The organism is Streptomyces sp. NPDC048415, assembly GCF_040651675.1.
In the GTDB taxonomy this organism is placed as follows: domain Bacteria; phylum Actinomycetota; class Actinomycetes; order Streptomycetales; family Streptomycetaceae; genus Streptomyces.
On the sequence record NZ_JBEZKJ010000027.1, the window covers coordinates 7188 to 34142 of the forward strand.

The 26955-nt window shown below is 70.2% G+C and carries 26 protein-coding genes; 11 read left to right on the forward strand and 15 right to left on the reverse strand.

Annotated features, from left to right (window positions below):
* Window positions 1–90: 90 nt before the first annotated feature.
* Window positions 91–306, reverse strand: coding sequence for a hypothetical protein (locus AB0D27_RS19545; protein ID WP_362509947.1), 216 nt, complete (start codon window positions 304–306; stop codon window positions 91–93).
* A 160-nt stretch (window positions 307–466) separates the two neighbouring features.
* Between AB0D27_RS19545 and AB0D27_RS19550 the strand changes: the two genes are divergently transcribed.
* Complete coding sequence (locus AB0D27_RS19550; RefSeq protein ID WP_362509950.1) at window positions 467–1573, forward strand: DUF5937 family protein; 1107 nt, start codon at window positions 467–469, stop codon at window positions 1571–1573.
* A 4-nt stretch (window positions 1574–1577) separates the two neighbouring features.
* Here AB0D27_RS19550 and AB0D27_RS19555 read toward each other — a convergent pair whose 3' ends face one another.
* Genes AB0D27_RS19555 through AB0D27_RS19565 form a run of 3 tightly spaced genes read right to left on the reverse strand, consistent with a single transcriptional unit; the run spans window position 1578 to window position 4186 of the window.
* Entirely contained in the window at window positions 1578–2210 is a 633-nt protein-coding gene (locus AB0D27_RS19555; protein WP_362509953.1) for an AAA family ATPase, read from the reverse strand.
* Between the two features lie 47 nt (window positions 2211–2257).
* Window positions 2258–2929 (reverse strand): response regulator transcription factor, encoded by a 672-nt coding sequence (locus AB0D27_RS19560; RefSeq protein WP_362509956.1) that lies wholly within the window; start codon window positions 2927–2929, stop codon window positions 2258–2260.
* A 51-nt stretch (window positions 2930–2980) separates the two neighbouring features.
* Window positions 2981–4186 carry a sensor histidine kinase gene (locus tag AB0D27_RS19565; protein ID WP_362509959.1) on the reverse strand — a complete coding sequence of 402 codons (1206 nt, stop codon included), beginning with the start codon at window positions 4184–4186 and terminating at the stop codon, window positions 2981–2983.
* Between the two features lie 118 nt (window positions 4187–4304).
* Here AB0D27_RS19565 and AB0D27_RS19570 point away from each other — a divergent pair, with 118 nt between their 5' ends.
* Window positions 4305–5540 (forward strand): SAM-dependent methyltransferase, encoded by a 1236-nt coding sequence (locus tag AB0D27_RS19570; RefSeq protein WP_362509962.1) that lies wholly within the window; start codon window positions 4305–4307, stop codon window positions 5538–5540.
* Here AB0D27_RS19570 and AB0D27_RS19575 read toward each other — a convergent pair.
* Entirely contained in the window at window positions 5505–6656 is a 1152-nt protein-coding gene (locus AB0D27_RS19575; protein ID WP_362509965.1) for an NADH-quinone oxidoreductase subunit D, read from the reverse strand. The two genes, AB0D27_RS19570 and AB0D27_RS19575, sit on opposite strands and share 36 nt — an antisense overlap.
* A 31-nt stretch (window positions 6657–6687) precedes the next feature.
* Here AB0D27_RS19575 and AB0D27_RS19580 point away from each other — a divergent pair, with 31 nt between their 5' ends.
* Together AB0D27_RS19580 and AB0D27_RS19585 are read left to right on the forward strand one after the other, a co-directional pair.
* Window positions 6688–7182, forward strand: coding sequence for a PH domain-containing protein (locus AB0D27_RS19580; protein ID WP_362509968.1), 495 nt, complete (start codon window positions 6688–6690; stop codon window positions 7180–7182).
* Between the two features lie 32 nt (window positions 7183–7214).
* The gene (locus AB0D27_RS19585; RefSeq protein ID WP_362509971.1) at window positions 7215–8513 is read left to right on the forward strand and encodes a PH domain-containing protein; all 1299 of its coding nucleotides are present in this window, start codon (window positions 7215–7217) and stop codon (window positions 8511–8513) included.
* A gap of 42 nt (window positions 8514–8555) precedes the next feature.
* Here AB0D27_RS19585 and AB0D27_RS19590 read toward each other — a convergent pair whose 3' ends face one another.
* The 4 genes from AB0D27_RS19590 to AB0D27_RS19605 form a co-directional block, all read right to left on the reverse strand.
* A complete protein-coding gene (locus AB0D27_RS19590; RefSeq protein WP_362509974.1) occupies window positions 8556–10079 on the reverse strand; it encodes a hypothetical protein in 1524 nt (507 codons plus the stop codon).
* 140 nt (window positions 10080–10219) lie between these two features.
* Complete coding sequence (locus tag AB0D27_RS19595; protein ID WP_362509977.1) at window positions 10220–11182, reverse strand: ABC transporter substrate-binding protein; 963 nt, start codon at window positions 11180–11182, stop codon at window positions 10220–10222.
* Window positions 11183–11214: 32 nt separating this feature from the next.
* A complete protein-coding gene (locus AB0D27_RS19600) occupies window positions 11215–11895 on the reverse strand; it encodes an ABC transporter permease (RefSeq protein WP_362509980.1) in 681 nt (226 codons plus the stop codon).
* Window positions 11892–12614: an ABC transporter permease gene (locus tag AB0D27_RS19605; protein ID WP_362509983.1), complete on the reverse strand. Its 723-nt coding sequence runs from the start codon at window positions 12612–12614 to the stop codon at window positions 11892–11894. The genes AB0D27_RS19600 and AB0D27_RS19605 overlap by 4 nt, the downstream gene beginning before the upstream one ends.
* Before the next feature lie 154 nt (window positions 12615–12768).
* Here AB0D27_RS19605 and AB0D27_RS19610 point away from each other — a divergent pair, with 154 nt between their 5' ends.
* Window positions 12769–13929 (forward strand): betaine/proline/choline family ABC transporter ATP-binding protein, encoded by a 1161-nt coding sequence (locus AB0D27_RS19610; RefSeq protein WP_362509986.1) that lies wholly within the window; start codon window positions 12769–12771, stop codon window positions 13927–13929.
* A gap of 190 nt (window positions 13930–14119) precedes the next feature.
* Here AB0D27_RS19610 and AB0D27_RS19615 read toward each other — a convergent pair whose 3' ends face one another.
* Window positions 14120–15241: an alpha/beta hydrolase-fold protein gene (locus tag AB0D27_RS19615; RefSeq protein WP_362509989.1), complete on the reverse strand. Its 1122-nt coding sequence runs from the start codon at window positions 15239–15241 to the stop codon at window positions 14120–14122.
* A gap of 225 nt (window positions 15242–15466) precedes the next feature.
* Here AB0D27_RS19615 and AB0D27_RS19620 point away from each other — a divergent pair, with 225 nt between their 5' ends.
* The 6 genes from AB0D27_RS19620 to AB0D27_RS19645 all read left to right on the forward strand — a co-directional run bounded on the left by AB0D27_RS19620 (window position 15467) and on the right by AB0D27_RS19645 (window position 20685).
* Window positions 15467–17272: a phosphatidylglycerol lysyltransferase domain-containing protein gene (locus AB0D27_RS19620; protein ID WP_362509992.1), complete on the forward strand. Its 1806-nt coding sequence runs from the start codon at window positions 15467–15469 to the stop codon at window positions 17270–17272.
* A gap of 150 nt (window positions 17273–17422) precedes the next feature.
* The gene (folP, locus tag AB0D27_RS19625; RefSeq protein ID WP_362509995.1) at window positions 17423–18346 is read left to right on the forward strand and encodes a dihydropteroate synthase; all 924 of its coding nucleotides are present in this window, start codon (window positions 17423–17425) and stop codon (window positions 18344–18346) included.
* On the forward strand, window positions 18343–18837 hold the full coding sequence (locus tag AB0D27_RS19630) for a nuclear transport factor 2 family protein (protein ID WP_362509997.1): 495 nt from the start codon (window positions 18343–18345) through the stop codon (window positions 18835–18837). The genes folP and AB0D27_RS19630 overlap by 4 nt, the downstream gene beginning before the upstream one ends.
* Window positions 18838–19084: 247 nt before the next feature.
* Window positions 19085–19444, forward strand: coding sequence for a dihydroneopterin aldolase (gene folB, locus AB0D27_RS19635; protein ID WP_362510000.1), 360 nt, complete (start codon window positions 19085–19087; stop codon window positions 19442–19444).
* Entirely contained in the window at window positions 19441–20052 is a 612-nt protein-coding gene (gene folK / locus AB0D27_RS19640; RefSeq protein WP_362510003.1) for a 2-amino-4-hydroxy-6-hydroxymethyldihydropteridine diphosphokinase, read from the forward strand. The genes folB and folK overlap by 4 nt, the downstream gene beginning before the upstream one ends.
* A gap of 147 nt (window positions 20053–20199) precedes the next feature.
* Window positions 20200–20685, forward strand: coding sequence for a DUF3180 domain-containing protein (locus AB0D27_RS19645; RefSeq protein WP_362510005.1), 486 nt, complete (start codon window positions 20200–20202; stop codon window positions 20683–20685).
* A 66-nt stretch (window positions 20686–20751) separates the two neighbouring features.
* Here AB0D27_RS19645 and folE read toward each other — a convergent pair whose 3' ends face one another.
* The 5 genes from folE to AB0D27_RS19670 all read right to left on the reverse strand — a co-directional run bounded on the left by folE (window position 20752) and on the right by AB0D27_RS19670 (window position 26772).
* Window positions 20752–21357 (reverse strand): GTP cyclohydrolase I FolE, encoded by a 606-nt coding sequence (gene folE / locus AB0D27_RS19650; RefSeq protein ID WP_362510008.1) that lies wholly within the window; start codon window positions 21355–21357, stop codon window positions 20752–20754.
* A 144-nt stretch (window positions 21358–21501) separates the two neighbouring features.
* Window positions 21502–23529 carry an ATP-dependent zinc metalloprotease FtsH gene (gene ftsH, locus AB0D27_RS19655; protein ID WP_362510151.1) on the reverse strand — a complete coding sequence of 676 codons (2028 nt, stop codon included), beginning with the start codon at window positions 23527–23529 and terminating at the stop codon, window positions 21502–21504.
* 189 nt (window positions 23530–23718) lie between these two features.
* Entirely contained in the window at window positions 23719–24279 is a 561-nt protein-coding gene (hpt, locus tag AB0D27_RS19660; RefSeq protein WP_037762199.1) for a hypoxanthine phosphoribosyltransferase, read from the reverse strand.
* Between the two features lie 53 nt (window positions 24280–24332).
* Window positions 24333–25454, reverse strand: a complete 1122-nt coding sequence (tilS, locus tag AB0D27_RS19665) for a tRNA lysidine(34) synthetase TilS (protein WP_362510010.1) — start codon at window positions 25452–25454, stop codon at window positions 24333–24335.
* A gap of 193 nt (window positions 25455–25647) precedes the next feature.
* Window positions 25648–26772 (reverse strand): zinc-dependent metalloprotease, encoded by a 1125-nt coding sequence (locus AB0D27_RS19670; protein WP_362510013.1) that lies wholly within the window; start codon window positions 26770–26772, stop codon window positions 25648–25650.
* Between the last annotated feature and the right edge of the window lie 183 nt (window positions 26773–26955).

Consider the following 26955-nt stretch of genomic DNA (forward strand, 5'->3'; position numbering starts at 1 on the left):
TACGTGGAGCGACTGCCCGGCTGAAGGACCCTCCCGGGCCGTACGGGACTTCGTTGGAGCGACTGCCCGGCTGAGGGCGCCTGGCGAGGGTCAGCAGCCGACGTGCGGCCGCCCGTGCAGCCACCGGGCCAGGGCCTCCCGTATCCGCCCATGGGCCGGGCGCCCGGCCACGACCGCCAGGAACTGCCGGTAGCCGCGCATCTCGCGCGCGAGCCGCCAGTCGTGCGTTCCGGGCGCGGGAGGGGCGGCCTCGCCGTGCTGCTGGGCCCGGTAGGTGTCGAGAAGGTACTGCTGGGTGATGCTCATGACGGTGCGCCTTTCGGGACGGGGAGGGGGTCCGAAGGCCTCGCGCGGTCTGCCCCGGTTCTGATCCCAGACTGCGCCCGCCGACGGCGGAAGTCGCCTCGATTGACGGCCGCTGTCAATCGGCGGCGGCGTTGTCAGTGGCGGAGTGCACCATGGGGACATGAGCGTGCACATCGACATCAGCGGGCTGCGACCGGAGCGGATCGCCGTCGTGCCGTCGCCCCTGGCCGAGCTCGGGATGGCGCTGCACGCCCTGGCCGAGCCGGGGCACCACCCCGGCCTGCAGGGCTGGGCGACCGGGGTGACCGCCCGCCTCGACCCCCATCTCGCGGACCGGATGTGCGAGGCCGACTTCCTGTGGCGCACGACGTTCTCGGACCTGTTCCTGCCCTGCGCGGGCATCCCGGGCGGGACCACGCTACCGGGCGCGACGCTCGCCGAGGACCTGGACCTGCTGGACAAGCTGACGGACGAGCAGTTCGTGGACGCCGCGCTGGAGTTCACCTGCGCGCTCCCGTACGGCACGCAGTGCCCGGACGTACTCTGCGACGTGGAGCTGCGCCAACGCGCCCTGGAGCTGGCCGCCGCACGCGGACCGCAGCAACTGCGTTTCAGCCGGCGACTGCTCGACGATCCGCCGCGCATCCGGGCCTGGCTGCGGGAATTCCTGGAGGACTGCGACGAGGCGTTCTTCGCCGACGCCTGGTCCCGGCTGCGCCATCAGCTCGCGGCGGACGCCCGCCACAAGACCGACCTTCTCCGACACAAAGGCGTGGCCGAGGCGCTGGCCTCGGTGTCCCCGGCGGTGGCGCTCGACGAGGCCGCCGGAAGGATCACCATCGACAAGCTGCGCCAAGGCCAGACCGCCATCGGGAACGGTGGTCTCCTGCTCATACCGACGATCCTCGGCTGGCCGCACCTATCGGTGCTGCACCGGCACGGCTGGCATCCGGTGGTCCACTACCCCGTCGGCTCCCCCGAACTCGCGGCACCGCCTTCGGTCGAGCAGCTGACCCTGCGGATGACGGCGCTGTCCCACCCTGTGCGCATGCAGCTCTGCCGGAACCTGGCCCGCAGCATGTACACCACGAGCGAGCTCGTACAGATCCACGGCATGACGGCGCCCGAGATATCCCGGCATCTGGGTGTGCTCAAGAAGGCGGCCCTCATCACCACGCGCCGCCGTGGCCGGTACGTCCTGCACCAGCTGGACGTCGCCGTGGTGGCCCGGCTGGGCAGCGACTTCCTGGAAGCGCTCCTCAGGTAGCCCGTCAGTCGAACCGGATGTGCCGCGCGCTCGTCCACACCCTGCGCAGCCGCCCCCACACCGCCCCGTCGCGGTTCGGCGTGAGCGTCAGGCCCGCCAGTACGGCGATCCGGTCCGCGGTCTTGGCCACCGTCGTGTGGTCGGTCCACAGGTGCTCGGCGAACTCCGGCTCCTTCAGCCGCTCCAGGCAGTGATCGAGCCGGCCCACAGCCCAGCTCTCCCTGCGCAGCGGGGCGTCCTTGCCGGCGACGTACTGAAGGAGGTGACCGAAGCCGCGCTCGCGCAGCCTCTTCAGCACGGTCTCGCGCTCGGCGAGGAGCGCGAAGTGCCGTACGTCATGGCGCAGTTCGCGCAGGCGCCCGACGGTCTCCTCGAAGTAGCCGGGATTCGTGACCGTCATGGGGGCGATGACCACGCCGTCGTGCTTGCTGAGGGCGAGGTCGAGCACCTCGACCACACCCTGCCGCCAGGACGCCAAGTCCTGGAAGTCGCCGCGCAGTTCGGGCGGCAGCATGCGGCGCAGACCGAAACCGGCGTGTTCCGGGTCGCAGACGACGCTGCCGGGCAGCCGTCGCTGGATCTCGTGTGCGGTCTGTGTCTTGCCGCCCCCGAAGGGGCCGTTGATCCACAGGAGCATGCGCAGACCCTAGTGGGCGCGGGTCACGCCCGCGGCACCCGGGGCCGTCAGCCGTGCCCGCCCGCCCGTACCAGCCCCGTCTCGTACGCGAGCACGACCACCTGCACCCGGTCCCGCAGGCCCAGCTTCGTCAGGATGCGCCCCACGTGCGTCTTCACGGTGGCCTCGGACAGAACCAGTCGTGCCGCGATCTCCCCGTTGGACAGTCCCTGCGCCACCAGCACCATGACCTCGCGCTCGCGGTCGGTGAGCCGCTCAAGCTCCTTGTGCTGGGGGTCCTTCCCGGCGTTGGGCAGCATCGGCGCGAAACGGTCGAGCAGGCGCCGGGTGGTGGACGGCGCGACCACGGCGTCACCGCTGTGCACGGAGCGGATGGCGGTGAGCAGCTCGCCGGGGGGCACGTCCTTGAGCATGAAGCCGGACGCGCCCGCCTTCAGGCCGGAGAAGGCGTACTCGTCGAGGTCGAAGGTGGTCAGGATCAGCACCTTCGGCGGGTTGGGGTCGGAACAGATACGGCGGGTCGTCTCCACGCCGTCCAGCTTCGGCATGCGTACGTCCATCAGGACCACGTCGACCGCCGTGGCGCGCAGCACCTGGAGGGCCTCGACGCCGTCGCCCGCCTCGGCCACGACCTCCATGTCCGGCTGGGCGGCGAGCACCATCCGGAAACCGGTGCGCAGCAGCACCTGGTCGTCGACGAGCATCACGCGGATCGCCATCGGGATCCTTTCATGGGGGTACGAATGTGCGAGTAGACGTATGTACAGGTGTCAGTGGGCCGGTTTGAGCGGCAGCAAGGCGCTGATGCGGAAGCCTCCACCGGGACGCGGCCCGGCGTCCAGAGTGCCGCCGACCATGCCGACGCGCTCGCGCATGCCGATCAGGCCGTGCCCCTGCCCGTCGGCGCCGCCCTCCTCGTACAGCTCATGGGGTGCGCCCTTGCCGTCGTCCTCCACGAGCAGTCCGAGGCCGTCGTCGAAGTAGACCAGGCGCACGCTCGCGCCCGTGTTCGGGCCCCCGTGCTTGCGCGTATTGGTGAGCGCCTCCTGCACGATGCGGTACGCCGTGAGTTCTACTCCGCTGGGGAGGGGGCGCGGGGTGCCCTCCACCTTGAAATCGACGGGGAGGCCGGAGGTGCGGCACTGCTCGATGAGGTCGTCGAGCTGCTCGACGTCGGGCTGCGGCACGTACTCGCCGCCCTCCTGGTGCTCGCCGGTGCGCAGCACGCCGAGCAGGCGGCGCATCTCGGCGAGGGCCTGGCGCCCTGTCCCCGAGATGGTCTCCAGGGCCTTCCTGGCCTGGTCAGGGGCGGCGTCCATGACGTACGCGGCGCCGTCGGCCTGGACGACCATCACCGAGACGTTGTGCGCGACGACGTCGTGCAGCTCGCGCGCGATCCGGGCGCGCTCGGCGGCGACCGCCACCTTGGCCTGCGCCTCGCGCTCCTTCTCCAGTCGGGCGGCGCGCTCCTCCAGCTGGGCGAGGTAGGCACGGCGGGTGCGCAGGGAGTCGCCGAGCACCCAGGCGAGCGCGAACGGGACGGTCTGGAAGACCGCTATCAGTACGACACCCAGCGCCCCGGCCTCCCTGTTGGGCCAGCGGATCTGCGAGAGCGTTCCCGCGCACAAACCACCGATCAACGCGAGCCGGGAGGCCCAGCGGGCGCCGTCCGCGGCGACGGTGTAGATGATCACCAGCAGCGCGAAGTCGGCGGTCATCACCTCGACGTCGACGACGATCTGGGCGAGGCCCGTCGCGGCGGACAGGATCAGCATCTTCTCGGGCATACGGCGGCGCAGCGCGACGACCACGCACAGGACCACGGCGATCGGGAACGCCTCGGCGAACGACCCGTGGTGGTCCGGGGCCCCGTTGACGCTCAGGATGTTCACGCCGGTGATCCCGAGCAGGACGACGGCCCAGAAGCTGTCGACCCACGTCGGGTGCCTGCGGAGAAAGTCATAGAGGCGCTGCACGTAACCCAGAGTAGGGAAGCGTGCAGTGTGCAGGGGTCAACCGGAGGATCGATCCGCGACCGGCGCTCGTACTCCCCAAGGTGGAGGCCTCCCGCTCCCTGACGCTTAGCCTGGCCCGGTGAGACGTGAGGCGACGGGCGAGTGGCGAGGTTGGCGCGAGGCGACCGAGGAGGCGCTGTACGGGCCCTCCGGCTTCTACCGCAGGCCCGAGGGGCCCGCAGGGCACTTCCGCACCTCGGTGCACGCCTCCCCGCTCTTCGCGCAGGCCGTGGCCCGGCTGCTGTGCCGCGTCGACGAGGCGCTCGGCCGCCCCGCCCCGCTCGACTTCGTCGACATGGCGGCGGGCCGCGGGGAACTGGTGACCGGCGTCATCGCCGCGCTCCCCGCCGGAGTGGCCTCCCGCGCGCGCGGGTACGCGGTCGAGCGCGCTGATCGGCCCGCCCACCTTGATCACCGGATCGAGTGGCTGACCGAGCCCCCGAAGGGGATCACGGGGCTGCTGTTCGCCAACGAGTGGCTGGACAACGTACCGGTGGATGTGGCCGAGGTGGACTCCGTCGGCGTACGACGTCGGGTGCTCGTCCGGGATGACGGGACCGAACGCCTAGGGGAACCCGTGGGGGAGGCGGACGCGGAGTGGCTGCGGAGGTGGTGGCCACTGCCGTCCGAGACGTCGGCCTCCGAAAGGCGGTCCTCGGAAGAACCGCCGCCCGACCAAAGGCGGTCCTCCGAAGAGCCACCGTCCGACCAAAGGCGACCCCCCGAAGAGCCACCGTCCTATCAAAGGCAACCGTCCGAAGAACCGCCGTCCGACGAAAGGCAGCGCTCCGAAGAACCACCGTCCGACGAAAGGCAACCGTCCGAAGAGCCGTTCTCCGAAGGAGCTCGCGCCGAAATCGGGCGCCCCAGGGACATCGCCTGGGCCTCCGCCGTGTCCGCCCTCGACCGTGGCCTCGCGGTCGCCGTCGACTACGCGCACGTCGCGGGCGGACGGCCGCCCTTCGGGACGCTCACCGGGTTCCGGGAGGGGCGGGAGACGGCGCCCGTGCCGGACGGGTCGTGCGACATCACCGCGCACGTGGCGCTCGACGCGTGCGCGCTGCCCGGAGGGCGCGTGATGACCCAGCGCGCCGCCCTGCGCGCTCTGGGAGTGAGCGGCGCACGCCCCCCGCTCACGCTCGCGTCCACGGATCCCACCGCCTACGTGCGCGCCCTCGCGAGCGCGGGCGCGGCGGCGGAACTCACCGCGCCCGGCGGGCTCGGCGACTTCGGCTGGCTGCTCCAGCCGGTTGGAATTCCAAACGCTTCTCTGGGAGGGCTACTTGTCGATGTCCCCGACCACGAAGAACAGTGACCCCAGGATCGCCACCATGTCCGCGACGAGTGTGCCCGGCAGCAGCTCGGCGAGCGCCTGGATGTTGTTGAACGAGGCGGAGCGAAGCTTCAGCCGGTACGGGGTCTTCTCGCCCTTGCTGACCAGGTAGTAGCCGTTGATGCCGAGGGGGTTCTCGGTCCAGGCGTATGTGTGGCCCTCGGGCGCCTTCAGGACCTTGGGCAGCCGCTGGTTGATCGGCCCCGGCGGCAGCTCCGCGAGCCGGTCGAGGCAGGCGTCGGCGAGTTCGAGCGCGTTGTGCGTCTGCTCCAGGAGGCACTCGAAGCGGGCCAGACAGTCGCCCTCCTGGCGCGTGACGACCTTCAGGGTGTCCTGGAGATCGCCGTACGCGAGGTACGGCTCGTCGCGGCGCAGGTCGAAGTCGACCCCGGAGGCGCGCGCGATGGGCCCGCTCACGCCGTAGGCGTGCACGGTCTCCGGCGCGAGGGCGCCCACGCCCCGCGTGCGCCCCCGGAAGATCTCGTTGCCGAGCACGAGGTCGTCGTACACACCCATCCGCGAGCGCAGGGCCGCGACAGAGGCACGCGCGCGCGTGGTCCACCCGGCCGGCAGGTCCTCCTTGAGGCCGCCGACCCGGTTGAACATGTAGTGCATGCGCCCGCCGGAGACCTCCTCCATGACGTGCTGGAGTTCCTCCCGCTCCGTGAAGGCGTAGAAGATCGGGGTGATCCCGCCCAGCTCGAGGGGGTACGAACCCAGGAACATCAGATGGTTGAGGACACGGTTCAGTTCCGCGAGCAGCGTGCGCGTCCACACCGCGCGCTGCGGGACCTCCATGCCGAGCATCCGCTCCACCGCGAGGACCACGCCCAGCTCGTTCGAGAAGGCGGACAGCCAGTCGTGGCGGTTGGCGAGCATGATGATCTGGCGGTAGTCGCGCGCCTCGAAGAGCTTCTCCGCGCCGCGGTGCATATAGCCGATGACCGGCTCCGCGTGCTGGATCCGCTCGCCGTCGAGCACGAGCCGCAGCCGCAGCACGCCGTGGGTGGACGGGTGCTGGGGCCCGATGTTGAGCACCATGTCGGTGCTCTCCGCGGCGCCGCCGATTCCGACCATGGTCTCCGTCGTAGGAGTCATGGGCACAGTCTCTCGTACGTACGCTTGCCGGATGGAGACGGGGACCATGAAAAACGCCGAGACGGAGCCGGTCTGGACCGGACTGCCTCCGGGGCTGCTCAGGATGCGACGGCTGTTGCTGGTGGTGTGGCTGGGGCTGCTGACGATCGGCGTGGGACTGCTGCTCGGGTTGCTCGCCGGGCCTGCATGGGCGGCCTTCGCGCTGCTTCCGCTCGCCCTGATGACCTGGGGATGGCGCATGCTCGGCCGCAACTGGCGCTCCTGGCGCTACGCCGAGCGCGCGGACGACCTGCTGATCAGCCGGGGTGTGCTGTGGCGCGAGGAGACCGTCGTGCCGTACGGCCGGATGCAACTGGTGGAGGTGACCTCCGGGCCCGTCGAGCGGCACTTCGGGCTCGCGAGCGTCCAGCTGCATACGGCGGCCGCCGCGACCGACGCCTGCATCCCGGGCCTGGACCCGGCCGAGGCGGAGCGACTGCGCGACCTGCTGACCGAGCTGGGCGAGGTCCGATCGGCGGGGCTGTGACGACGCCGTCGCCGGGCACTGAGAAGGCCGTAGTGGCGGAGAAGACGCTGGCAGAGCGGCGGCTGCACCCCGTGACGCCGTTCCGGCGGGCCTGGGCGCCCGTCGCGGTGATCGCCGGGTGGGCCATGCACGACCCCAACCAGGCGCAGGAGCAGCTGACCAGGCTCACGACGACCGCGCTGCTCATCGGGCTCGCCGTGATCGTCCCCTGCGCCACCCTCTACGGCTTTCTGAGCTGGTGGTTCACCCACTTCGCGGTGACCGACACCGAACTGCGGATCCGTACCGGTCTGTTGTTCCGCCGTACCGCGCACATCCGGCTCGACCGGCTCCAGGCCGTCGACATCACTCAGCCGCTGCTGGCGCGCGTCGCGGGCGTCGCCAAGCTGAAGCTGGACGTCATCGGGACGGACAAGAAGGACGAACTCGCATATGTGGGCGAGAGCGAGGCCCGCGCGCTGCGCGCCGAACTCCTCGCCCGCGCGGCCGGTTTCGCGCCGGAGACCGCCCGCGAGGTCGGCGAGGCCCCGGTGCGGCAGTTGCTCCACGTTCCCGCGCGCGTGCTGGCCGTCTCGCTGGTTCTCACCGGCGCCACCTGGGGCTCGCTGGCCGCCGCGCTCGTCGTACCGCCGCTGCTGTGGTTCGCCACCCACAGCGTGTGGACGGTCCTCGCGACCGGGGTACCGCTGCTCGGCGCGGCGGGCGCGAGCAGCGTGGGGCGCTTCGTCGGCGAGTACGACTGGACCGTGGGCGAATCGCCGGACGGACTCCGCATCGACCACGGGCTCCTCGACCGTACGCACGAGACGGTGCCGCCCGGGCGCGTGCAGACCGTACGGATCGTCGAACCGCTGCTGTGGCGGCGTCTCGGATGGGTGCGCGTCGAACTGGACGTGGCCGGGTCGTCGAACTCGGTGCTCGTGCCCGTCGCTCCACGCGAGGTCGCCGAGGCGGTGATCGCGGGGGTGCTGCCGGGGGTGACGGTGCCGTCGGCGTTGTCACGCCCGCCGCGGCGGGCCGGCTGGTGCCTGCCGGTCTGGTGGCGGGGGTACGGGCTCGCCGTCACCGACACCGTCTTCGCGGCGCGTCACGGGCTGCTGCGCCGCAACCTCTCGCTCGTGCCGCACGCCAAGGTGCAGAGCGTACGGCTGACGCAGGGGCCCTGGGAACGCTTCAAGAAGGTCGCCGACGTCCACGTGGACACGGGAGCGGGCAAGACCGTGACGGCGCGGCTGCGGGACGCCTCGGAGGCGGCGGCTCTTCTCGCGTCGCAGGCCGACCGCTCACGAACCGGGCGGCGGGAGGCGCGCCCGGATCGGTGGATGGCTTAGCGCCCGGTCGCCGGTGGCCGGAGCCCCCGAGTGGCGCCTCGTTCAGGAAACCGCGCTCCGTAGTACACCCACGTCGATCTGTTCCGTCTCGTCGTGCGCGGTCAGGTCGATGACCTGACCGACGCCGCGGGAACCCTCGTCCGCGGGCTTGAACCCGGCCTCCGCCTCTGCCTTGTGCAGGGCGAGCGCCTCTTGTCCCACGACGTCGGCGAGGTCCTCGTTCTGTACGGCCTCCAGCGCGGCGGCGGACGACTCCTTCTGCGTACCGAAGAAGTCGAACCCGCCCTCGACCGACGGCCGCCGCACGGGAGCCGCCGGTACGACGGCCACCGCGGTCGGCACGGTGAAGTGCCCGGAGGGCTTGGCGGGCTTGGCGGGCAGCGCGGGGCGGGAAGGCCGGGAGGGCTGGGAGGTCTGGGGGGGCTGGGAGGATTCGGAGGGCTGGGAGGACTCGGAGGGCTTCGCCTCGGCGGCCGCGCGCTCATGCTCGCCGACCGCCTCGGGCTTCCCCGGCGCCTCGCCCGCCTCCGCGACCGGGTCCGCGGACGGCCCCGCCTCGGCGGAACGACCCCTCGGAGGCACGCCGTTCACGGGCTCGTCCTTCACCGCGTCCGACTTCGCCGGATCGGCCGGCGCGGAGGTGTTCGTGGCCTGTGCGGCCGCCGAGGTGTTCGTGGCCTGTGCCGCCTCCACGGGCTCCGTCTCCGGAGCGCCGCTCGCGATTCGGCTGAGCGCCGCGTTGGCCCGCAGGAAGAGCGACGAACCGGTCGGGGAGAAAACCTCGGGAGACGCCGGAGCGTCCGCCGCCAAGGAGGTCGCTGCACCGGTAGAGGCCTCGGAAGGCTCGGAAGGTTCGAAAGGCTCGGAGTCGTCGGAAGGCTCCGAGTCGGTGACCGCCGCCCCGTCGGGCACCCCCGAAGAAGCCACCTCGGCCACATCCGGAGAAGCCACCGCTTCCGGAGAAGTCATCCCTTCCGGAGCCGGAGAAGTCATCCCTTCCGGAGAAGGCATCCCCTCCGAAGAAGACACCTCTTCCGAGGAAGACACCGCCTCCGGCGAGCCCACCGCTTCCGGAGCCGTACGCGCCGCCGGCAGCGCCCGAGTCGGCACCGCCGCCTCTATCGCGAGCTGCCGGCGCCCCTCCAGGGCGCTCGCCCGCTCGGTCTCCGCCGTGGCGTACCGCCGCAGCAGCGCCGCGTGTTCGTTGCGCAGGGCCGCCAACTCCGCGCGCTTGGCGCGCAGCTTGTGCTCGAGCTTCACGCGCAGCTCGCGCGACTCGTCGAGGTCGGTCTCCAGTTCGGCGACGCGCTCCTCGTGACGCCACTCGTCGCTCGCACGCGCGCGCGTGAGGTCCGCGACGCGTTTGCCCGCCGCCGTGTCCCAGCGGCGCATGACGACCGCGCCGACGATCGCCGTCACCGCGGCACCCGCGGCCAGCCCGCGGAGCACCAGCGGCTCCGTGAACAGCCAGGGCCCCACGGCGCAGACGAGCGAGACGCCTGCGATCGCCGAAGGAGGCAGCAGCCTGTGCAAGGGCGGGGAATGGCGGTGACGTCCACGTGGCATGGCCAGAAACTTACCGCGCGTAGGCGAATCTTGGTGGCTCGCCCGGTAAAAACACAGCCACCCCGTTGCCTTCACACCGCAACGGCCCCCGACAGGGCCCGTCGCTTGTCCCCAAGGCCCGCCACTTGCCCGACTTGCCGCTATTTGTTGATCAAACCCTTGGACTCCAGATACTGCTTGGCGACATCCGCCTCCTTCTGGCGCTCCGCGTCGACCTTCCGGTTGAGTTCCACAAGATCGTCAGTGGTGAGCGTGTCGGTGAGCTTCGTGAGCGCGTCGGCTATCTCCTGGCCGCCCGCGTCCTTCGCGTTCACCACGGGCAGGACGTTGTCCGCGTTCTGGAGACCCTTGTCGTCCTTCAGGAGGACGAGGCCGAAGTTCTTCAGCGTCGCGTCCGTGGTCGTCGTCAGCACCAACTGGTCCGTGCCGTTCTTGACCGCCTGCTTGGCCTGCGTCGTACCGACACCCTTGGGGTCGATTCCGGTGATGTCGATTCCGTACGTCTTCTTCAGACCCGGCGCGCAGAATGGCCGCGTCTCGCATTCGTCACCGGCCGCGATCTTGACCTTGAGGCCGGACTTCCCGAGATCCGAAAGCGTCTTGAGGTTGTGCTTCTTGGCGAATTCGGAGCTCACCGCGAACGCGTTCTGGTCGACCGCGTCTCCGGCCGGCAGCACCTTCAGGCCCTTCGGCTCGGCGAGCTTCTTCAGCGCGGCGACCGTGGCGTCGACATCGCTGGAGGCGACCGCCTTCGCGTTCGAGCCGTTCTGCTTCAGGTTGAGGAATTCCGCGAGTGTCGCCGCGTATTCGGGGACGACGTCGATGGCCCCCTTCTCCAGCTGCGGTTCGTAGATCTCGCGGTTCTCGACCGTCTTGATGGTCACGCTGTAACCCGCGTTGCTCAGCACCTGCTTGTAGAGCTCGCCGAGCACCTTCGCCTCGGTGAACCCGGCGGCGCCCACGACGAGTTTGCCCTTGCCGCCGCCCGACGCCTTGTCGGAGCCGTTGTTCTCCAGGCTGTCGCCGCCGCACGCGGCGAGCGTCGCCGTCAGCGCACCCACGGCCACCGCCGCGACCGTCATCCGACGTGTCCTGCTGTTCATCGCTACCCCAATCAAGACCAAGAAGTTGTACGTCAGCGCGCCGCGCCGGCGCGCCCGCGCATGGGGTCGAAGACCCGCCCCGCCATCACCAGCACGCCCTCCACGAGCAGGGCGAGCACCGCCACCAGTAAGGCGCCCGCGACCACCTGGGGCGTGTTCTGCAGGCTGAACCCGGCGGTGATGATCCGACCGAGCCCCCCTTCACCGGCCGATGCGGCGAGCGTCGCCGTGGCGATGATCTGGACGGTGGCGGACCGCACACCGGTCATGATCAGCGGGTAGGCGAGTGGCAGTTCGACCCGTCGGAACAGCTGGCCGCCGCTCATGCCCATGCCGCGCGCGGCCTCGACCACCGACCGGTCCACCTCACTCATCCCGATGTAGGCGTTGGTCAGCAGCGGCGGCACCGCGAACAGCGCCAGCGCGATGAGCGTCGGCAGATCCCCGTGCTCGCCGAGCGGTGTGAGCGTGAGCAGCACGAGCACGGCCAGCGTGGGCACGGCCCGCCCCACGTTGGAGAGGTTGACGGCGAGCGCGCCCCCCTTGCCGATGTGCCCGAGCCACAGCGCGAGCGGCAGGGCGATCAGACAGGAGACGGCCAGCGTGACCCCGCTGAAGTACAGGTGTTCCGCGAGCCGGTGCCAGACCCCCTTCTCCCCTTGCCAGTTGGCACCCGTCGTCAGCCAGTCGTACGCACCCGATATCGCGTTCACGCCGCTTCAGCCACCTTCGCGGAGGCCGGGCGCCGCCGTATTCGGGGGGTACGGGTCGCGCGCACCCAGGGGGTGAGCAGTCGCTGGAGTCCGAGCAGCAGCAGGTCGGCGACCAGGGCGAGCAGCACGCAGATGACGGACGCGGTGAGCACCTGCGCCTTGAAGTCGCTGTGCAGCCCGCTGACGATCAGGGTGCCGAGCCCGCCGTAGTCCACGATGTAGCCCACGGTCGTCAGCGCGACCGTCGAGACCGTGGCGATGCGCACGCCGGCGAGCACCGAGGGCAGCGCGAGCGGCAGTTCGACCTCCCACAGCAGCCGCGCGGGCCCGTATCCCATGCCGCGCGCGGCCTCGACGGCCTCCTCCGGGACGGCTTGCAGACCCGCGAGGACGTTTCGCACCAGGATCGTCAGCGAATACAGGACGAGACCGGTGATCACGAGTGAGGCGGAGAGCCCGAACAGGGGCAGCAGCAGCGAGAACATCGCGAGGGAGGGAATCGAGTAGAGGACCGTCGTCAGACCGAGGATCGGACCGGCGAAGCCGCGGTAGCGCCGGGCGAGCAACGCCAGCGGAAAGGCCACCACCACGCCGATCGCCACCGAGGCCGCCGTGATCCACACGTGCTGCACGGTCGCGTCGATCAGTTCCTGGCTGCGGGAGCGGACGTACTCCCCGCAGATCCAGTCGTTGGACACCAGACAGTTCTGCTCGCTCACCCGCCCCCACCTCCCCCGATGTCCCCGAAACGCATCCGCGAATGCGACTTGCTGGCGACCCTAACCCCCACCACTGACAATGGCCGAGAGTCGCCGTGAGGCCGAAACACTGCCTTCACACAACTCCTGCCGTACCCGGCCACAATGGGGAGCCATGATCCGGTTCGAGAACGTCACCAAGCGGTACGCCGACGGCACGACGGCCGTCGACGACCTGTCCTTCGAGGTCGCCGAGGGGGAGTTGGTCACACTGGTCGGGCCGTCCGGCTGCGGCAAGACCACCACGATGAAGATGGTGAACCGGCTCATCGAACCGTCGAGCGGCCGGATATTCCTGGACGGCGACGACATATCGGCGATCGATCCCGTGCAGCTCCGGCGGCGCATCGGCTATGTCATCCAGCAGGTCGGCCTCTTCCCGCACAAGACGGTCCTCGACAACACCGCGACCGTCCCCCACCTCCTCGGCGTCCGCCGCGCCAAGGCCCGCGAGCGGGCCGCGGAACTGCTCGACCTGGTGGGTCTGGACCCGTCGGTGTACGGCGACCGGTACCCCGAGCAGCTCTCCGGCGGTCAGCGCCAGCGCGTCGGCGTCGCCCGCGCGCTGGCCGCAGACCCGCCCGTGCTGCTGATGGACGAGCCGTTCGGCGCGGTCGACCCGGTGGTGCGCGGGCATCTGCAGAACGAGTTCCTGAGGCTCCAGCAGTCCGTGCGCAAGACCGTCCTGTTCGTCACGCACGACATCGAAGAGGCCGTACGGCTCGGCGACCGCATCGCCGTCTACGGGCAAGGACGTATCGAACAGTTCGACACCCCGTCGGCCGTCCTCGGCGCGCCCGCCACCGACTACGTGGCCGACTTCGTCGGCGCGGACCGCGGTCTGAAGCGGCTGTCCGTGACGCCCATCGAGGAGAGCGACCTCGAACAGCCTCCCGTGGTGCGTCTCGACGACGCGCTGCCCCACAAGCTCGACTCCCGCTGGGCCGTCGTCCTGGACGCGAACGGCGACCTGCACGGCTGGATCTCCGCCGAGCACGCGCGCGTGGGCGGTGGCACGGTCCGCGAGTACGCCCGGCGCATGGAGGCCTGGCTGCCCGTCGGGGCCTCCCTGAAGCAGGCGTTCTCGACGATGCTCCAGCACGACGCCGGCTGGATCGCCGTCATCGACAAGGAGAGCGAGGGCCGTTTCCTGGGCGTCCTCACCCCGGCCCGGCTGCACGAGGCGCTGCGCCGCTCGACGGCCGCGGACGCGCGGGACATCGCGCGCGCGGACGTGGACCTGGAGACGCTGGACACGGTGGTCAGCGGCCGCTGAAGCGTTTCTTTCCAAGCGCGACCCGGCCACCGAAGGGTCTCTTTCCCAGCGCGACCCGGCCACTGAAGGTCTCTTTCCAAGCGCGACCCGGCCGCTGAAATGTTCCCTCCAACCCGGTCGCGGAAGCGTTTGCCTCCAAGCCCAACCCGATCGCGGAAGCGTTTGCCTCCAAGCCCGGGCCGGGCCACCGTCACCGGTCGCTCAACCGCCCGCTGAGCCACTGCAGCGACGCCGGGATCTCCCGCCGCCATGTGTTGAAGTTGTGGCCGCCGCTGTCGAGGATGATCGATGAGATCCGAGTGCGTCCGTTGGACTTCACGAGGTCTATGAACTTCAGCGTGTCCTTGTAGTTGGCCTCGCCCACCTTGCTGCTGCTGACGAGCAGGGAGGTGTTGGGCGCGGGGTTGTTCTTCAGATACCACCGCAGATCGGAGCTGCTCTGCAGTTCCTTGTCACCCTGGAAGAGGTCGCCGGTGGTCCGGTCGATCGGCGCCTTGTAGTACGGCGACAGGCCCGCGCCGGCGGCGTACGCCTCGGGGTGGTGGACGGCGAGCTTCAACGCGCAGTAGCCGCCGGTGGAGTCGCCGATGATGCCCCAACTGCCGGGCTTTTTACCCACCCTGTAATGGGCCGATACGGCTTCGGGGAGGTCCTCGGCGAAGAACGACTCGGTCTGCGGGCCGCCGGGGATGTCCACGCACTCGGTGTCCCGCGGGGGCGCGACGGTCGGCCGCATCATGACGAGGATCATCGGCTGCATCTTCCCGTCCTTGACGAGCCTGTTGGCCGTCTGCGGGTAGTGCAGGCCCTTGATGAGCGCCTCGGCGGTGCCCGGGTAGCCGGTGAGAACGGTGGTGGCCGGGAAAGTGCGGGTGCGGTACTGCGGCTGGAAGTACTCCGGAGGCAGATAGACGTACGCCGGTGTGGCGATGTGCGTCGTACGGCCGACGATGTCGACCTTCTGGATCTGGCCGCCGATCTGCGGCCGGGAGCCGCCCGACACCTTCACCTGCTGCGTGTCGACCACCTGGAGGGGGCCGCCACCCGCGCCGTTGTGGTCGACGACCACGCCCTGGCCGCTCTCCTGGCCGAAGAGGTCCGCCCAACTGGCGTAGAACCCGAACGCCTGGTTGGCGGTGAGGCCGATCGTGGCGAAGAGGGCCACCTGGGTGGCCAGCAACAGCCCGACCCGTCCGCTGACGGCCCGCCAGTTGCGCCGCGCCAGCCGTGGCCACCACCACACCGTGCCGACGAACAGCAGCACGGCGAGCAAGACCGCCAGTACCAGCACCTTGTTGCTCGTGAGACCCATGAGCTGTTCCTGCCTGCGCTTTCTGTCCCCGGCCTGCGCCACTCCTTCGCGAGCGCTTGCCCCGAACTTTCCTTGCCTTTTGAACCGGCTTTCCGGAAGGGAGTGAACCTGTCTCCCCAAGACACCGTCCTAGAGGGCGCAATGTCGCCGGATGCCGGAATGGCACCGGATTCAAGGTCTCTCGCAGAACTACGGGATGCGATGTCTGTCAGGATAGATGGGGAATTGTCGGGCGAGGTTCCGGGCCGAACAGGGGTGATGCGGCGCATACTCCGCGGGCCGCGCCCCGAGGCCGTCCCCGCCCTGGTCGCCAGGGCCTGCACGCTCGTAGGACTCCTGGACATCGCGGCGGGTGTCTTCCCGCGCTTCCGGCGCAGCCGTATGCACGCCATCGCCGAGGTCCTGCCCGGCGCGCTCGGCCCGTTCGCCGCCGCGCTGTCGCTCAGCGCGGGCGTGCTCCTGTTGCTGCTGGCTCACGGGCTGCGCCGCCGCAAACGCCGGGCGTGGCGCGCCGCCGTCGTCCTGCTGCCGGCAGGTGCCGTCGCGCAGTTCGCGTACCGCCACTCGCTCATCGGCGTCGTCATCTCCGCGGCGCTGCTCGCGCCGCTGCTTCGCCACCGGAGTGAGTTCGCGGCACTGCCCGATCCGCGCAGCCGATGGCGCGCGTTGGCCAACTTCGTTCTCATGGGCGCCGGTTCCCTCGTCCTCGGGCTCGTGATCGTGAGCGTCCACGAGAACCGCATGGTCGGCGACCCGAGTCTGGCCGACCGCATCACCCACGTCCTGTACGGCCTGTTCGGCTTCGAAGGACCCGTCGACTACACCGGGCCCACCTCCTGGACGGTCGCCTTCTCGCTCGGCGCGCTCGGCCTGCTGACCGCCGTCACCACGATCTATCTGGCCTTCCGCCCCGAACACCCCGCCGCCCGCCTCACCGAGGACGACGAGACCCGGCTGCGCGCCCTGCTGGACAGGCACGGCGGCCGCGACTCGCTCGGCCACTTCGCGCTCCGCCGCGACAAGGCTGTCGTCTTCTCGCCGAGCGGCAAGGCGGCCGTCACCTACCGCGTCGTCTCCGGAGTGATGCTCGCCAGTGGCGACCCCATTGGCGACGTCGAGGCCTGGCCCGGCGCGATCGAGCGCTTCATGGACGAGGCCAAGGCCCACTCCTGGACACCCGCCGTCATGGGCTGCTCCGAGACGGGCGGCGAGGTGTGGACCCGCGAGACCGGCCTCGACGCCCTCGAGCTGGGTGACGAGGCGGTGGTGGACGTCGGGGATTTCTCCCTGGCCGGGCGCGCGATGCGAAATGTGCGTCAGATGGTGAAACGCATCGAGCGCGCTGGTTACGAGACGCGGGTACGGCGCATCCGTGACCTCGGCGAGGGGGAACTGGACCGCATACGTCGCGCCGCCGAGGACTGGCGCGGCACGGACACCGAGCGCGGCTTCTCCATGGCGCTCGGGCGCATCGGTGACCCGGCCGACAGCGACTGTCTGATCGCCACCGCCCACAAGGCCGACGCGGAACCGGGAGCGTACGGCGACCTCAAGGCCGTACTCCACTTCGTTCCGTGGGGCACGGACGGTGTGTCGCTGGACCTCATGCGCCGCGACCGCTCGGCGGACCCCGGCATGAACGAACTCCTCATCGTGGCCGCGCTCGAGGCGTCCCCCCGCCTCGGCATCAAGCGGATCTCGCTGAACTTCGCGATGTTCCGCTCGGCGCTCGCCCGCGGCGAGAAGATCGGCGCCGGACCCGTGCTGCGCGCCTGGCGGGGCCTGCTGGTCTTCCTGTCCCGCTGGTTCCAGATCGAGTCGCTGTACAAGTTCAACGCCAAGTTCCGCCCGCGCTGGGAGCCCCGCTTCGTCGTCTACGGCTCCTCCCGCGACCTCCCGCGCATCGGCTTCGCCGCCATGCAGGCGGAGGGCTTCGTGAACCTCGCCCTGCCCCGCCTGCTGCGCCGCCGAACCCCGGCTCCGCGCCCCTGCGCGCACGCCGTGGCGGAGCGCGGGGTCAGAGCCGCGTAGGCCCCCGTGGACAGGCCTGAGCGAGGGCCCGACCCGCCCAGCCCTGGGCCCTCGCTCAGGCCGCGCACGGACGCGTGAGCGAATCACTCGGACCGGAGCGGGTCCCCCCGCGGGCGAATCGGCCTCCTCCCGGAGGCCTAGGCTGGACGTATGAGCAATGAGCGCGGGCGCGGCCGAGTCACGGGACTGCCGACGTGGGACCGCTGCGCGGTCATGGGGGTCGTCAACGTGACCCCCGATTCCTTCTCCGACGGAGGCCGCTGGTTCGACACGACGGCCGCGGTCAAGCACGGACTCGGCCTGGTCAGCGAGGGCGCGGACCTCGTCGACGTGGGCGGCGAGTCGACCCGCCCCGGCGCCACCCGCGTCGATGAGGCGGAAGAGCTCAAACGCGTCATCCCCGTCGTCCGCGGCCTCGCCTCCGAAGGCGTCACCGTCTCCGTCGACACCATGCGCGCGAGCGTCGCCGAACGGTCGCTCGCCGCGGGCGCCGCCCTGGTCAACGACGTCAGCGGCGGTCTTGCCGACCCGGCGATGATCCCGGCCGTCGCGGCCGCCGGCGCCCCCTTCGTGGTGATGCACTGGCGCGGCTTCCTGCGGGGCGGGAACGTGAAGGGTACGTACACGGACGTCGTCTCCGAAGTCGTCGACGAGCTGCACGCACGCGTGGAGGCCGTTCTGGCGGGCGGCATCGCCCCCGACCGCATCGTCGTCGACCCCGGGCTCGGCTTCTCCAAGGACCCCGAGCACGACCTCACGCTCCTCGCCCACCTCGACCGCCTGCGCACACTCGGCCACCCCCTGCTTGTCGCCGCGTCCCGCAAGCGGTTCCTGGGCCGCGTGCTGGCCGGCCCGGAGGGCGCCCCGCCGCCCGCCCGCGAGCGGGACGCCGCGACCGCCGCCGTCTCCGCGCTCGCAGCCCACCAGGGCGCCTGGGCGGTTCGCGTCCACGAGGTACGGGCCACGGCCGACGCCGTACGGGTCGCCCGGGCCGTGGAAGGAGCCCGCGCGGCCGGAACAACAACAAAGGGAGCCCGCGCCGCCGGAGCCACGGCCGCCGAGGGAGCCCGGTGAGCGCCCCCCGCACCGACGTCGAGCAGGTCGAACTCGCCAACACCGCCTTCTACGAGGCGATGGAACGTGGCGACTTCGAAGAGCTGTCCTCGCTGTGGCTCGCGCCGCTGGACACGGCCGACGACGACATCGAGGGCAAGGGGGCGGTGGTCTCCTGCGTCCACCCCGGCTGGCCGGTCCTCAACGGCCGCGGCGAGGTGCTGCGCTCGTACGCGCTGATCATGGCGAACACCGAGTACATCCAGTTCTTCCTCACCGACGTGCATGTCTCCGTGACCGGCGACACAGCACTGGTCACCTGTACCGAGAACATCCTCAGCGGCGGCCCCGCCCCCGACGACAGCGACGAGCTCGGCCCGCTCGTCGGCCAGCTGGTCGTCGCCACGAATGTGTTCCGCCGCACATCCGACGGCTGGAAGCTCTGGTCGCACCACGCCTCCCCCGTCCTCGCCGAATCCGGCGAGGAAGAGGACGAGGACACCCCCGGTTGAGTGGGTAGGCGGCCCACAGGGACCAAGAAGTGGTTGGAATCACGTGCCCCGGGGTAGGGGCGGCTACCAGCCCGTGAGCCGCCGTGTTCCCCAGGGGAAACGCCCGGTGAAGCCTCGTGACCTTCACCCGGGCGCGTGCCCCGTGGGCGAGCTCTGTCAGTGCCCGCAGGTAGATTCGTTCGAGGCTGGTGTGCCGACCGCACTCGGTACGCACCGACCCCTACCGACGATTGCAGGAGTGATTCGCGTGGATCGTGTCGCGCTGCGCGGCCTCAAGGCCCGCGGGCACCACGGTGTCTTCCAGAAGGAACGCGAGGAGGGCCAGACCTTCATCGTGGACCTGACGCTGGGTCTGGACACCCGACCGGCCGCGGCCGACGACGACCTGGCGAAGACCGTGCACTACGGCATCGTGGCGGAAGAGGTCGTCGCCGTCGTCGAGGGTGAGCCCGTCGACCTCATCGAGACGCTCGCCGAGCGCATCGCTCAGGCATGTCTGAAGCACGACGGGGTCCAGGAGGTCGAGGTCTGCGTCCACAAACCGGACGCGCCGATCACGGTCCCCTTCGACGACGTGACCGTCACGATCACCCGGAGCCGAGTATGACCGCCTTCTACACCGAGGGTCACAGCGACCCGACCGTACAGCCGGTGCCCGCCTTCGTGGTCGAGCAGGTGGACGCCGCCGACACGACTCTGCAGAACCCCAAGCGCGCGGTCATCTCCCTCGGCTCGAACCTGGGCAACCGCCTGGAGACGCTCCAGGGCGCCATCGACGCCCTGGAGGACACCCCGGGCGTCCGCATCAAAGCGGTCTCCCCCGTCTACGAGACCGAGCCCTGGGGCGTCGAACCGGGCAGCCAGCCGACGTACTTCAACGCGGTCGTGATCCTCAAGACCACCCTGCCCCCCTCCTCACTGCTGGAGCGGGCGCACGCGGTCGAGGAGGCCTTCCACCGCGTACGGGACGAGCGCTGGGGCCCGCGCACGATCGACGTGGACATCGTGGCGTACGCCGATGTCCTTTCCGACGACCCGGTCCTGACCCTCCCTCACCCGCGCGCCCACGAGCGGGCCTTCGTCCTCGCCCCCTGGCACGACGTGGAACCCGAGGCGCAGCTCCCCGGCCGCGGCGCCGTCGCCCAGCTGCTCACGACGCTCACCCGAGACGGTGTCGCGCCCCGAGCCGACCTGGAACTCAGGCTGCCCGAGTAGTCGTTAAGGTCAAGACGACCACAGGCCGGACAACCGTCCAACGGCGGGCTACCGAAGGGGCAACGTGGCTGCGTCTTCCCGGGGGGCAACCCCCGGCCCCCGGCCGGAAAGCCGTGGGCCGGGACAGGCAAGCGCGAGGGGAATCAAGTGAAAGAGCTGCGGATCAGGACGCTGACTGCCGTGTTCGTCGTGGCCGGTCTGCTGTCGTGGGCGGGCGCCCGCCTGTGGAACGCGGTGGGCACGCTTCCCCGTGTCCCCCTGGCCGCCCCCATCGTGCTCGCCCTGATCGCGGTCGTCCTCCTCGCGACGGCCCTCTCGCTGCGCGCCCGTCTCAAGGCCCAGCGCGAGCGACGCCCCGGCGCCAAGGGTGTGGATCCCCTGATGGCCGCCCGCGCGCTCGTCTTCGGCCAGGCGAGCGCCCTGGTCGCCGCCCTGGTCGCCGGCATGTACGGCGGCACCGGCGCGTTCCTGCTCGAATCCCTCGACATCCCCGCCCGCCGCGACCAGGCCATCTACGCCGGACTCTCCGTCGTCGCCGGCATCGGCGTCATAGCGGCCGCCTTCTTCCTGGAACGCGTCTGCAAGCTCCCGGAGGACGAGGACGACCACAGCGGGGCGGCTCCGGCGGCGTAGGCGCGCTCCGGCGCCCATAAGGGCCCCCGCGCCGCTTGAGCGTCAGCGTCAGCGTCAGCGTCAGCGTCAGCGGGCCATGATGAGGCTCATCGCCTCGTTGCGCGTCGCCGCGTCGCGCAGCTGGCCGCGGACCGCCGACGTGATGGTCTTCGCGCCGGGCTTGCGGATGCCGCGCATCGACATGCACATGTGCTCGCACTCCACGACCACGATCACGCCACGCGGCTCCAGGATCTCCATCAACGAGTCGGCGATCTGCGTCGTCAGCCGCTCCTGCACCTGCGGACGGCGGGCGTAGACGTCGACGAGCCGGGCCAGCTTGGACAGACCGGTGATCTTGCCACTGGTGGCGGGGATGTAGCCGACGTGCGCGACGCCGCGGAAGGGCACCAGATGGTGTTCACAGGTCGAGAACACCTCGATGTCCTTCACCAGGACCATCTCGTCGTGCCCCAGGTCGAACGTCGTGGTGAGCACGTCCTCGGGCTCCTGCCACAGCCCCGCGAATATCTCCTTGTACGCCCGGGCCACCCGTCCCGGCGTCTCGCGCAGACCCTCGCGGTCCGGGTCCTCGCCGACCGCGATGAGGAGCTCTCGTACGGCGTTCTCCGCGCGCTTCTCGTCGAATTCGCCGATCGTGCCCTCGCCGTCCAGCGTCACGGGGTCGGTCATCTGGTCCTCGTTCCTGTGGATCTCGCGCGTGCCGGTCGACGCGTCCAAAACATGCGGGCAGACGAAAAGCCGCGCCCCCCAGGCTAAAACCTGGGGGGCGCGGCATTCATTCCGGGCCTGGTGGAGGCCACCGGGAGCCAGGAATCAGCTCTCGGTGCGGTCCTCCGGGGCCGCCTCCGTCGCCGGGACGGACTCCGTCGCGTTGGCGATGGCCGGTGTCGAGCCATTCGCCCCGTTCGTCAGTGACAGCTCCTTGGGGGAGAGCACCGGCGGGCGGGTGGACGGGGTGCGCCGCGAGGAGCCGGTCCACGCGGGGCGGGCCGGGCGCTTGACGATCGGAGCGAAGACCTCAGCGATCTGCTCCTTGCTCAGCGTCTCCTTCTCCAGCAGCTGGAGCACCAGCGCGTCGAGGACGTCGCGGTTCTCGACCAGGATTTCCCAGGCCTCGTTGTGCGCGTTCTCGATGAGCTTCTTGACCTCTTCGTCGACGAGCGCGGCAACCTCTTCCGAGTAGTCGCGCGGGTGCGACATCTCCCGGCCCAGGAAGGGCTCGGTGTTGTCGCCGCCGAACTTGATCGCGCCGAGACGCTCGGTCATGCCGTACTGCGTGACCATCGCGCGGGCCGTTGCGGTGGCCTTCTCGATGTCGTTCGCAGCGCCCGTGGTGGGGTCGTGGAAGACAAGCTCCTCGGCCGCACGCCCGCCCAGCATGTACGCGAGCTGGTCCAGCATCTCGTTGCGCGTGGTCGAGTACCTGTCCTCGTCGGGCAGGACCATCGTGTAGCCGAGGGCACGGCCGCGCGACAGGATCGTGATCTTGTGGACCGGGTCCGAGTTCGGAGATGCCGCCGCGACCAAGGCGTGACCGCCCTCGTGGTACGCGGTGATCTTCTTCTCCTTGTCGGACATGATCCGGGTCCGCTTCTGCGGGCCCGCGACCACACGGTCGATCGCCTCGTCCAGCATGTTGTTGTCGACCAGCTTGCCGTTGCTGCGCGCGGTGAGCAGCGCCGCTTCGTTCAGCACGTTCGCCAGGTCCGCGCCGGTGAAGCCCGGCGTGCGGCGGGCGACGGCCGACAGGTCGACGTCCGGAGCGACCGGCTTGCCCTTCTGGTGAACCTTGAGGATCTCCAGACGGCCCTGCATGTCCGGACGGTCGACCGCGATCTGGCGGTCGAAGCGGCCGGGGCGCAGAAGGGCCGGGTCGAGGATGTCGGGCCGGTTCGTGGCGGCGATCAGGATGACGCCGCCCTTCACGTCGAAGCCGTCCATCTCGACGAGCAGCTGGTTGAGCGTCTGCTCGCGCTCGTCGTGCCCGCCGCCGAGGCCGGCGCCGCGGTGGCGGCCGACCGCGTCGATCTCGTCGACGAAGACGATCGCCGGAGCGTTCGCCTTGGCCTGCTCGAAGAGGTCACGGACCCGGGAGGCACCGACACCGACGAACATCTCGACGAAGTCGGAACCCGAGATCGAGTAGAAGGGGACGCCGGCCTCACCCGCGACAGCGCGCGCGAGCAGCGTCTTACCCGTACCAGGAGGCCCGTACAGGAGCACGCCCTTGGGGATCTTCGCCCCGACGGCCTGGAACTTCGCCGGCTCCTGGAGGAACTCCTTGATCTCCTGGAGCTCCTCGACCGCCTCGTCCGAGCCCGCGACGTCCGAGAACGTCGTCTTCGGGGTGTCCTTGGTGATGAGCTTCGCCTTGGACTTCCCGAAGTTCATGACTCGGGAGCCGCCGCCCTGCATCTGATTCATCAGGAACAGGAAGACGACGACGATGAGGACGAAGGGGAGCAGAGACAGCAGGATGCCGACGAACGGGTTCTGCTTGGACGGCGAAACCGTGTAGCCGTCCGGAATCTGCTTGTTCTGGTACTTGTCCTGCAGAGTGTTGGCCAGGTTCACGCCCTGGTCGCCGATGTAGCTCGCCTGGATCTTTGAGCTGCCGCCGACCTTCTCGCCGTTCTTGAGCGAGACCTTGATGATCTGCTCGTCGCCGGTGGTGATCTTGGCCGACTCGACCTTGTTGTCATTGATCGCCTGGACGACCTGGCCGGTGTCCACCGTCTTGTAGCCGCCGGACGAACCGACGACCTGCATCAACACGACCACGGCAAGGACGGCCAGCACGATCCACATGACCGGCCCACGGAAGTATCGCTTCACGTCCATCCATACGGAGCGGTGCCGCCCCGTCCCTCCTGCCATAGTGAGTTTGATAAAGACTGTTCTTCGGACGGTACCCCAGCATTGTCACCCGAAGCCGCAGGGGACCGCTGGCAATCCCGTCCACGCATGCTCCAACGGCGCGAAACCCGCTGGGGTTCCCGATCCGTCTTACGGAGTCCGGTACCCGGGGGTTCAGCCGCCGTAGACGTGGGGCGCGAGCGTACCGACGAACGGGAGGTTGCGGTACTTCTCGGCATAGTCCAGGCCGTACCCGATGACGAATTCGTTCGGGATGTCGAAGCCGACCCACTCCACGTCGATCGCGACCTTGGCCGCCTCAGGCTTGCGCAAGAGCGTGCACACCTTGAGAGAGGCGGGCTCGCGGGAGCCGAGGTTGGAAATCAGCCAGGACAGGGTCAGCCCGGAGTCGATGATGTCCTCGACGACGAGGACATGCTTGCCCTTGATGTCGGTGTCGAGGTCCTTGAGGATCCGCACCACACCGGAGGACTGCGTGCCGGCGCCGTACGAGGACACCGCCATCCAGTCCATGGTGACGGGGGTGGACAGCGCACGCGCGAGGTCCGCCATGACCATCACGGCGCCCTTGAGGACTCCGACGATCAGCAGATCCTTGCCCGCGTACTCCGCGTCGATCTTCGCGGCCAGCTCAGCCAGCTTCGCGTCGATCTCTTCCTTGGTGATGAGCACCGACTTGAGGTCGGTGCCCATGTCTTTCGCGTCCACCCGCATCACTTTCGGTCGTCCCACCGGCTACCCGTTCCCTCCCCGGAGGGGGGTGGGATTCAGCCTTGCCGAATCACCAGTCTGCCACCCTGGCGCTGAGCGACGACTTTGCCCGGGAGATTGATGGCCCCCTGGCCGCGCCAACCGGTGATCAGCCGGTCGACTTCCTCGATGTGACGGGCGAACAGCGAACCGGCCGGGGCGCCCGCCTCGATGGCGGCGCGGCGCAGGATGCGGCGGCGTACAGCGGGCGGCAGGGCGTAGAGCTTCGCGCACTCCAAGAGACCGGCCGCATCCCGTACGGAGGCCTCGGCCTGGCGGGCCCAGGCGTCCAGGGCGTCGGCGTCGTCGCGGGAGAGCTGGGCCGTACGCGCGAGGGCCCCGACGACGCCCTTGCCGAGGGCCTTCTCCAGGGCGGGCAGACCCTCGTGACGCAGCCGCGAGCGGGTGTAGGCCGGGTCGGTGTTGTGCGGGTCGTCCCAGACGGGCAGCGACTGCACCATGCAGGCCTTGCGTGCGGTCTGCCGGTCCAGGTGCAGGAACGGGCGGCGGTAACGGCCGTCGGCCCCCGAGACCGCGGCCATTCCGGACAGGGAGCGGATGCCCGAGCCGCGGGCGAGGCCGAGCAGGACCGTCTCGGCCTGATCGTCGCGGGTGTGGCCGAGGAGGACGGCGGTGGCGCCATGGCGCTCGGCGGCGGCGTCCAGGGCGGCGTACCGGGCGTCGCGGGCCGCGGCCTCGGGCCCGCCGTCGCGGCCGACGGTGACGGCGATGCACTCGGCCGGGGTCAGCCCCAGCTCGGTGAGGCGCAGCATGACTTCGTCGGCGCGCAGATCGGAGCCGGGCTGCAGACCGTGGTCGACGGTGATGCCACCGGCGCGGATGCCGAGTTTGGGGGCTTCGAAGGCGAGGGCGGAGGCGAGCGCCATGGAGTCGGCGCCGCCGGAGCACGCGACGAGCACGAGCGGCGTCGACGGCTGCTCGTGCGGGGGCTGGGCGGGGTTGGGTGTGCGCCGCGTACCGGGGGCGGGCACGCGCTCCGCGCCCGGGGTGGCGGGGCGCGCAGCGCCTGAGGCGGGCGCGCGCCGGGTGTCGGGGGCGGGCGGGTGCTCGGTGAGGATGTCGTGGAGTACGCGGCGAACCGCCAGGCGTATCGCCGCGACCGCAGGATGGGGACCCATGTCCGGTTCCCTTCATGAAGTTTTCGGGGGGTGAGCCCGAGGTTCGGTCACTCAGAGTGTGTAGATGGTGACAGAACCGGGCCGTTCCCCGAGCATTGCACGCCTACCCATGGCTCACGGTCCCTCGGACGGGTGATTGGAGGGGCGTTCGCCTGCCGTCGGCCGGATTCGTTTCACGACCCTCGCGCAGGGTTCACGACTCCGCCTTGCGGTGCACCCGCGCGACCCAGTCCGCCGGTTTGGCGATCTCCGTCTTGGTCGGGAGGGTGTTCGGGGAGGTCCACACACGGTTGAACCCGTCCATGCCGACCTGGTCGACGACGGCTCGTACGAACCGCTCGCCGTCCCTGTACTGCCTCAGTTTGGCGTCCAAACCGAGCAGCTTGCGCAGGGCCATGTCCAGGCGGGAAGCGCCCTTGGCGCGGCGCTGCTGGAACTTCTCGCGGATCTCGCCCACGGACGGGACGACGGCGGGACCCACTCCGTCCATCACGAAGTCCGCGTGGCCCTCCAGGAGCGACATCACGGCGGTCAGCCGGCCGAGGATCTCCCGCTGCGCGGGCGTCTGCACGATTTCCACCAGGGAACGGCCGCCGTCGTCCTCCTCGGTGTCGGGGCGTCCGCCCGCGAGTGACTGGGCGGCCTCCCGGATGCGCTCCAGGACGGTCATGGGGTCGACCTCGGTCTCCCCCAAGAAAGACTGGATTTCGCCCTCCAAGTGGTCGCGCAGCCAGGGCACGGCGGTGAACTGGGTACGGTGCGTCTCCTCGTGGAGGCACACCCACAGGCGGAAGTCGTGGGGCTGTACGTCGAGTTCGCGCTCCACGTGCACGATGTTCGGGGCGACCAGCAGGAGCCTGCCGCCGCCGTTCTCTCCGGCCGGGAGTTCGCGGGTCGCGGGGGCAAAGGTCTCGTACTGTCCGAGGACCCGCGACGACAGGAACGACAGCAGCATGCCCAGCTCCACGCCGGTGACCTTGCCGCCGACGGCGCCGAGGACGGCTCCGCCCGGGCTGCTGCCCCGCCGCTCGTGCATCTTGTCCAGGAGTGGCTTGAGGATCTCCCGGAACCCGGCGACGTTGGCCCGCACCCAGCCGGGGCGGTCGACGACGAGTACGGGGGTGTCGTGCACGATGTCCTCGCCCATACGAGTAAAGCCCCGGACGTGCTCCTCCGAGGCTTTCGCGTGCCGGCGCAGTTCCGCGACGACGGCGCGGGCCTCGTCGCGGCTCACTTCGGGGCCCGGCCGCACGAGCCGGGTCGCGGTCGCTACCGCGAGATTCCAGTCGACCATCTCGGCACCACCGATGCTCGTCATGCGTCAACCGTACGTGAGCGTGTCCGGCTGCGGTTAGGGGTACGGCTCGCTGGGCGCCCCTGCCGAGGGGCCGACGGTGCCTTTGGTGCCCTTGGGGTGCCGTCGCTTTGGTTCGCACCCGGCGCTGGTGGCTGTGCCCACCCTCCCCCATCGCCCCGCGGGACGACTGCCCGCAGCGGTAGC

Coding starts and splice junctions, on each gene's coding strand:
- AB0D27_RS19545 (WP_362509947.1), bottom strand. CDS start 306: ATGAGCATCACCCAGCAGTACCTTCTCGACACCTACCGGGCCCAGCAG.
- AB0D27_RS19550 (WP_362509950.1), top strand. CDS start 467: ATGAGCGTGCACATCGACATCAGCGGGCTGCGACCGGAGCGGATCGCC.
- AB0D27_RS19555 (WP_362509953.1), bottom strand. CDS start 2,210: ATGCTCCTGTGGATCAACGGCCCCTTCGGGGGCGGCAAGACACAGACC.
- AB0D27_RS19560 (WP_362509956.1), bottom strand. CDS start 2,929: ATGGCGATCCGCGTGATGCTCGTCGACGACCAGGTGCTGCTGCGCACC.
- AB0D27_RS19575 (WP_362509965.1), bottom strand. CDS start 6,656: ATGACTCCTACGACGGAGACCATGGTCGGAATCGGCGGCGCCGCGGAG.
- AB0D27_RS19580 (WP_362509968.1), top strand. CDS start 6,688: ATGGAGACGGGGACCATGAAAAACGCCGAGACGGAGCCGGTCTGGACC.
- AB0D27_RS19590 (WP_362509974.1), bottom strand. CDS start 10,079: ATGCCACGTGGACGTCACCGCCATTCCCCGCCCTTGCACAGGCTGCTG.
- AB0D27_RS19595 (WP_362509977.1), bottom strand. CDS start 11,182: ATGAACAGCAGGACACGTCGGATGACGGTCGCGGCGGTGGCCGTGGGT.
- AB0D27_RS19610 (WP_362509986.1), top strand. CDS start 12,769: ATGATCCGGTTCGAGAACGTCACCAAGCGGTACGCCGACGGCACGACG.
- AB0D27_RS19615 (WP_362509989.1), bottom strand. CDS start 15,241: ATGGGTCTCACGAGCAACAAGGTGCTGGTACTGGCGGTCTTGCTCGCC.
- folP (WP_362509995.1), top strand. CDS start 17,423: ATGAGCAATGAGCGCGGGCGCGGCCGAGTCACGGGACTGCCGACGTGG.
- folK (WP_362510003.1), top strand. CDS start 19,441: ATGACCGCCTTCTACACCGAGGGTCACAGCGACCCGACCGTACAGCCG.
- folE (WP_362510008.1), bottom strand. CDS start 21,357: ATGACCGACCCCGTGACGCTGGACGGCGAGGGCACGATCGGCGAATTC.
- ftsH (WP_362510151.1), bottom strand. CDS start 23,529: ATGGACGTGAAGCGATACTTCCGTGGGCCGGTCATGTGGATCGTGCTG.
- hpt (WP_037762199.1), bottom strand. CDS start 24,279: ATGCGGGTGGACGCGAAAGACATGGGCACCGACCTCAAGTCGGTGCTC.
- tilS (WP_362510010.1), bottom strand. CDS start 25,454: ATGGGTCCCCATCCTGCGGTCGCGGCGATACGCCTGGCGGTTCGCCGC.
- AB0D27_RS19670 (WP_362510013.1), bottom strand. CDS start 26,772: ATGACGAGCATCGGTGGTGCCGAGATGGTCGACTGGAATCTCGCGGTA.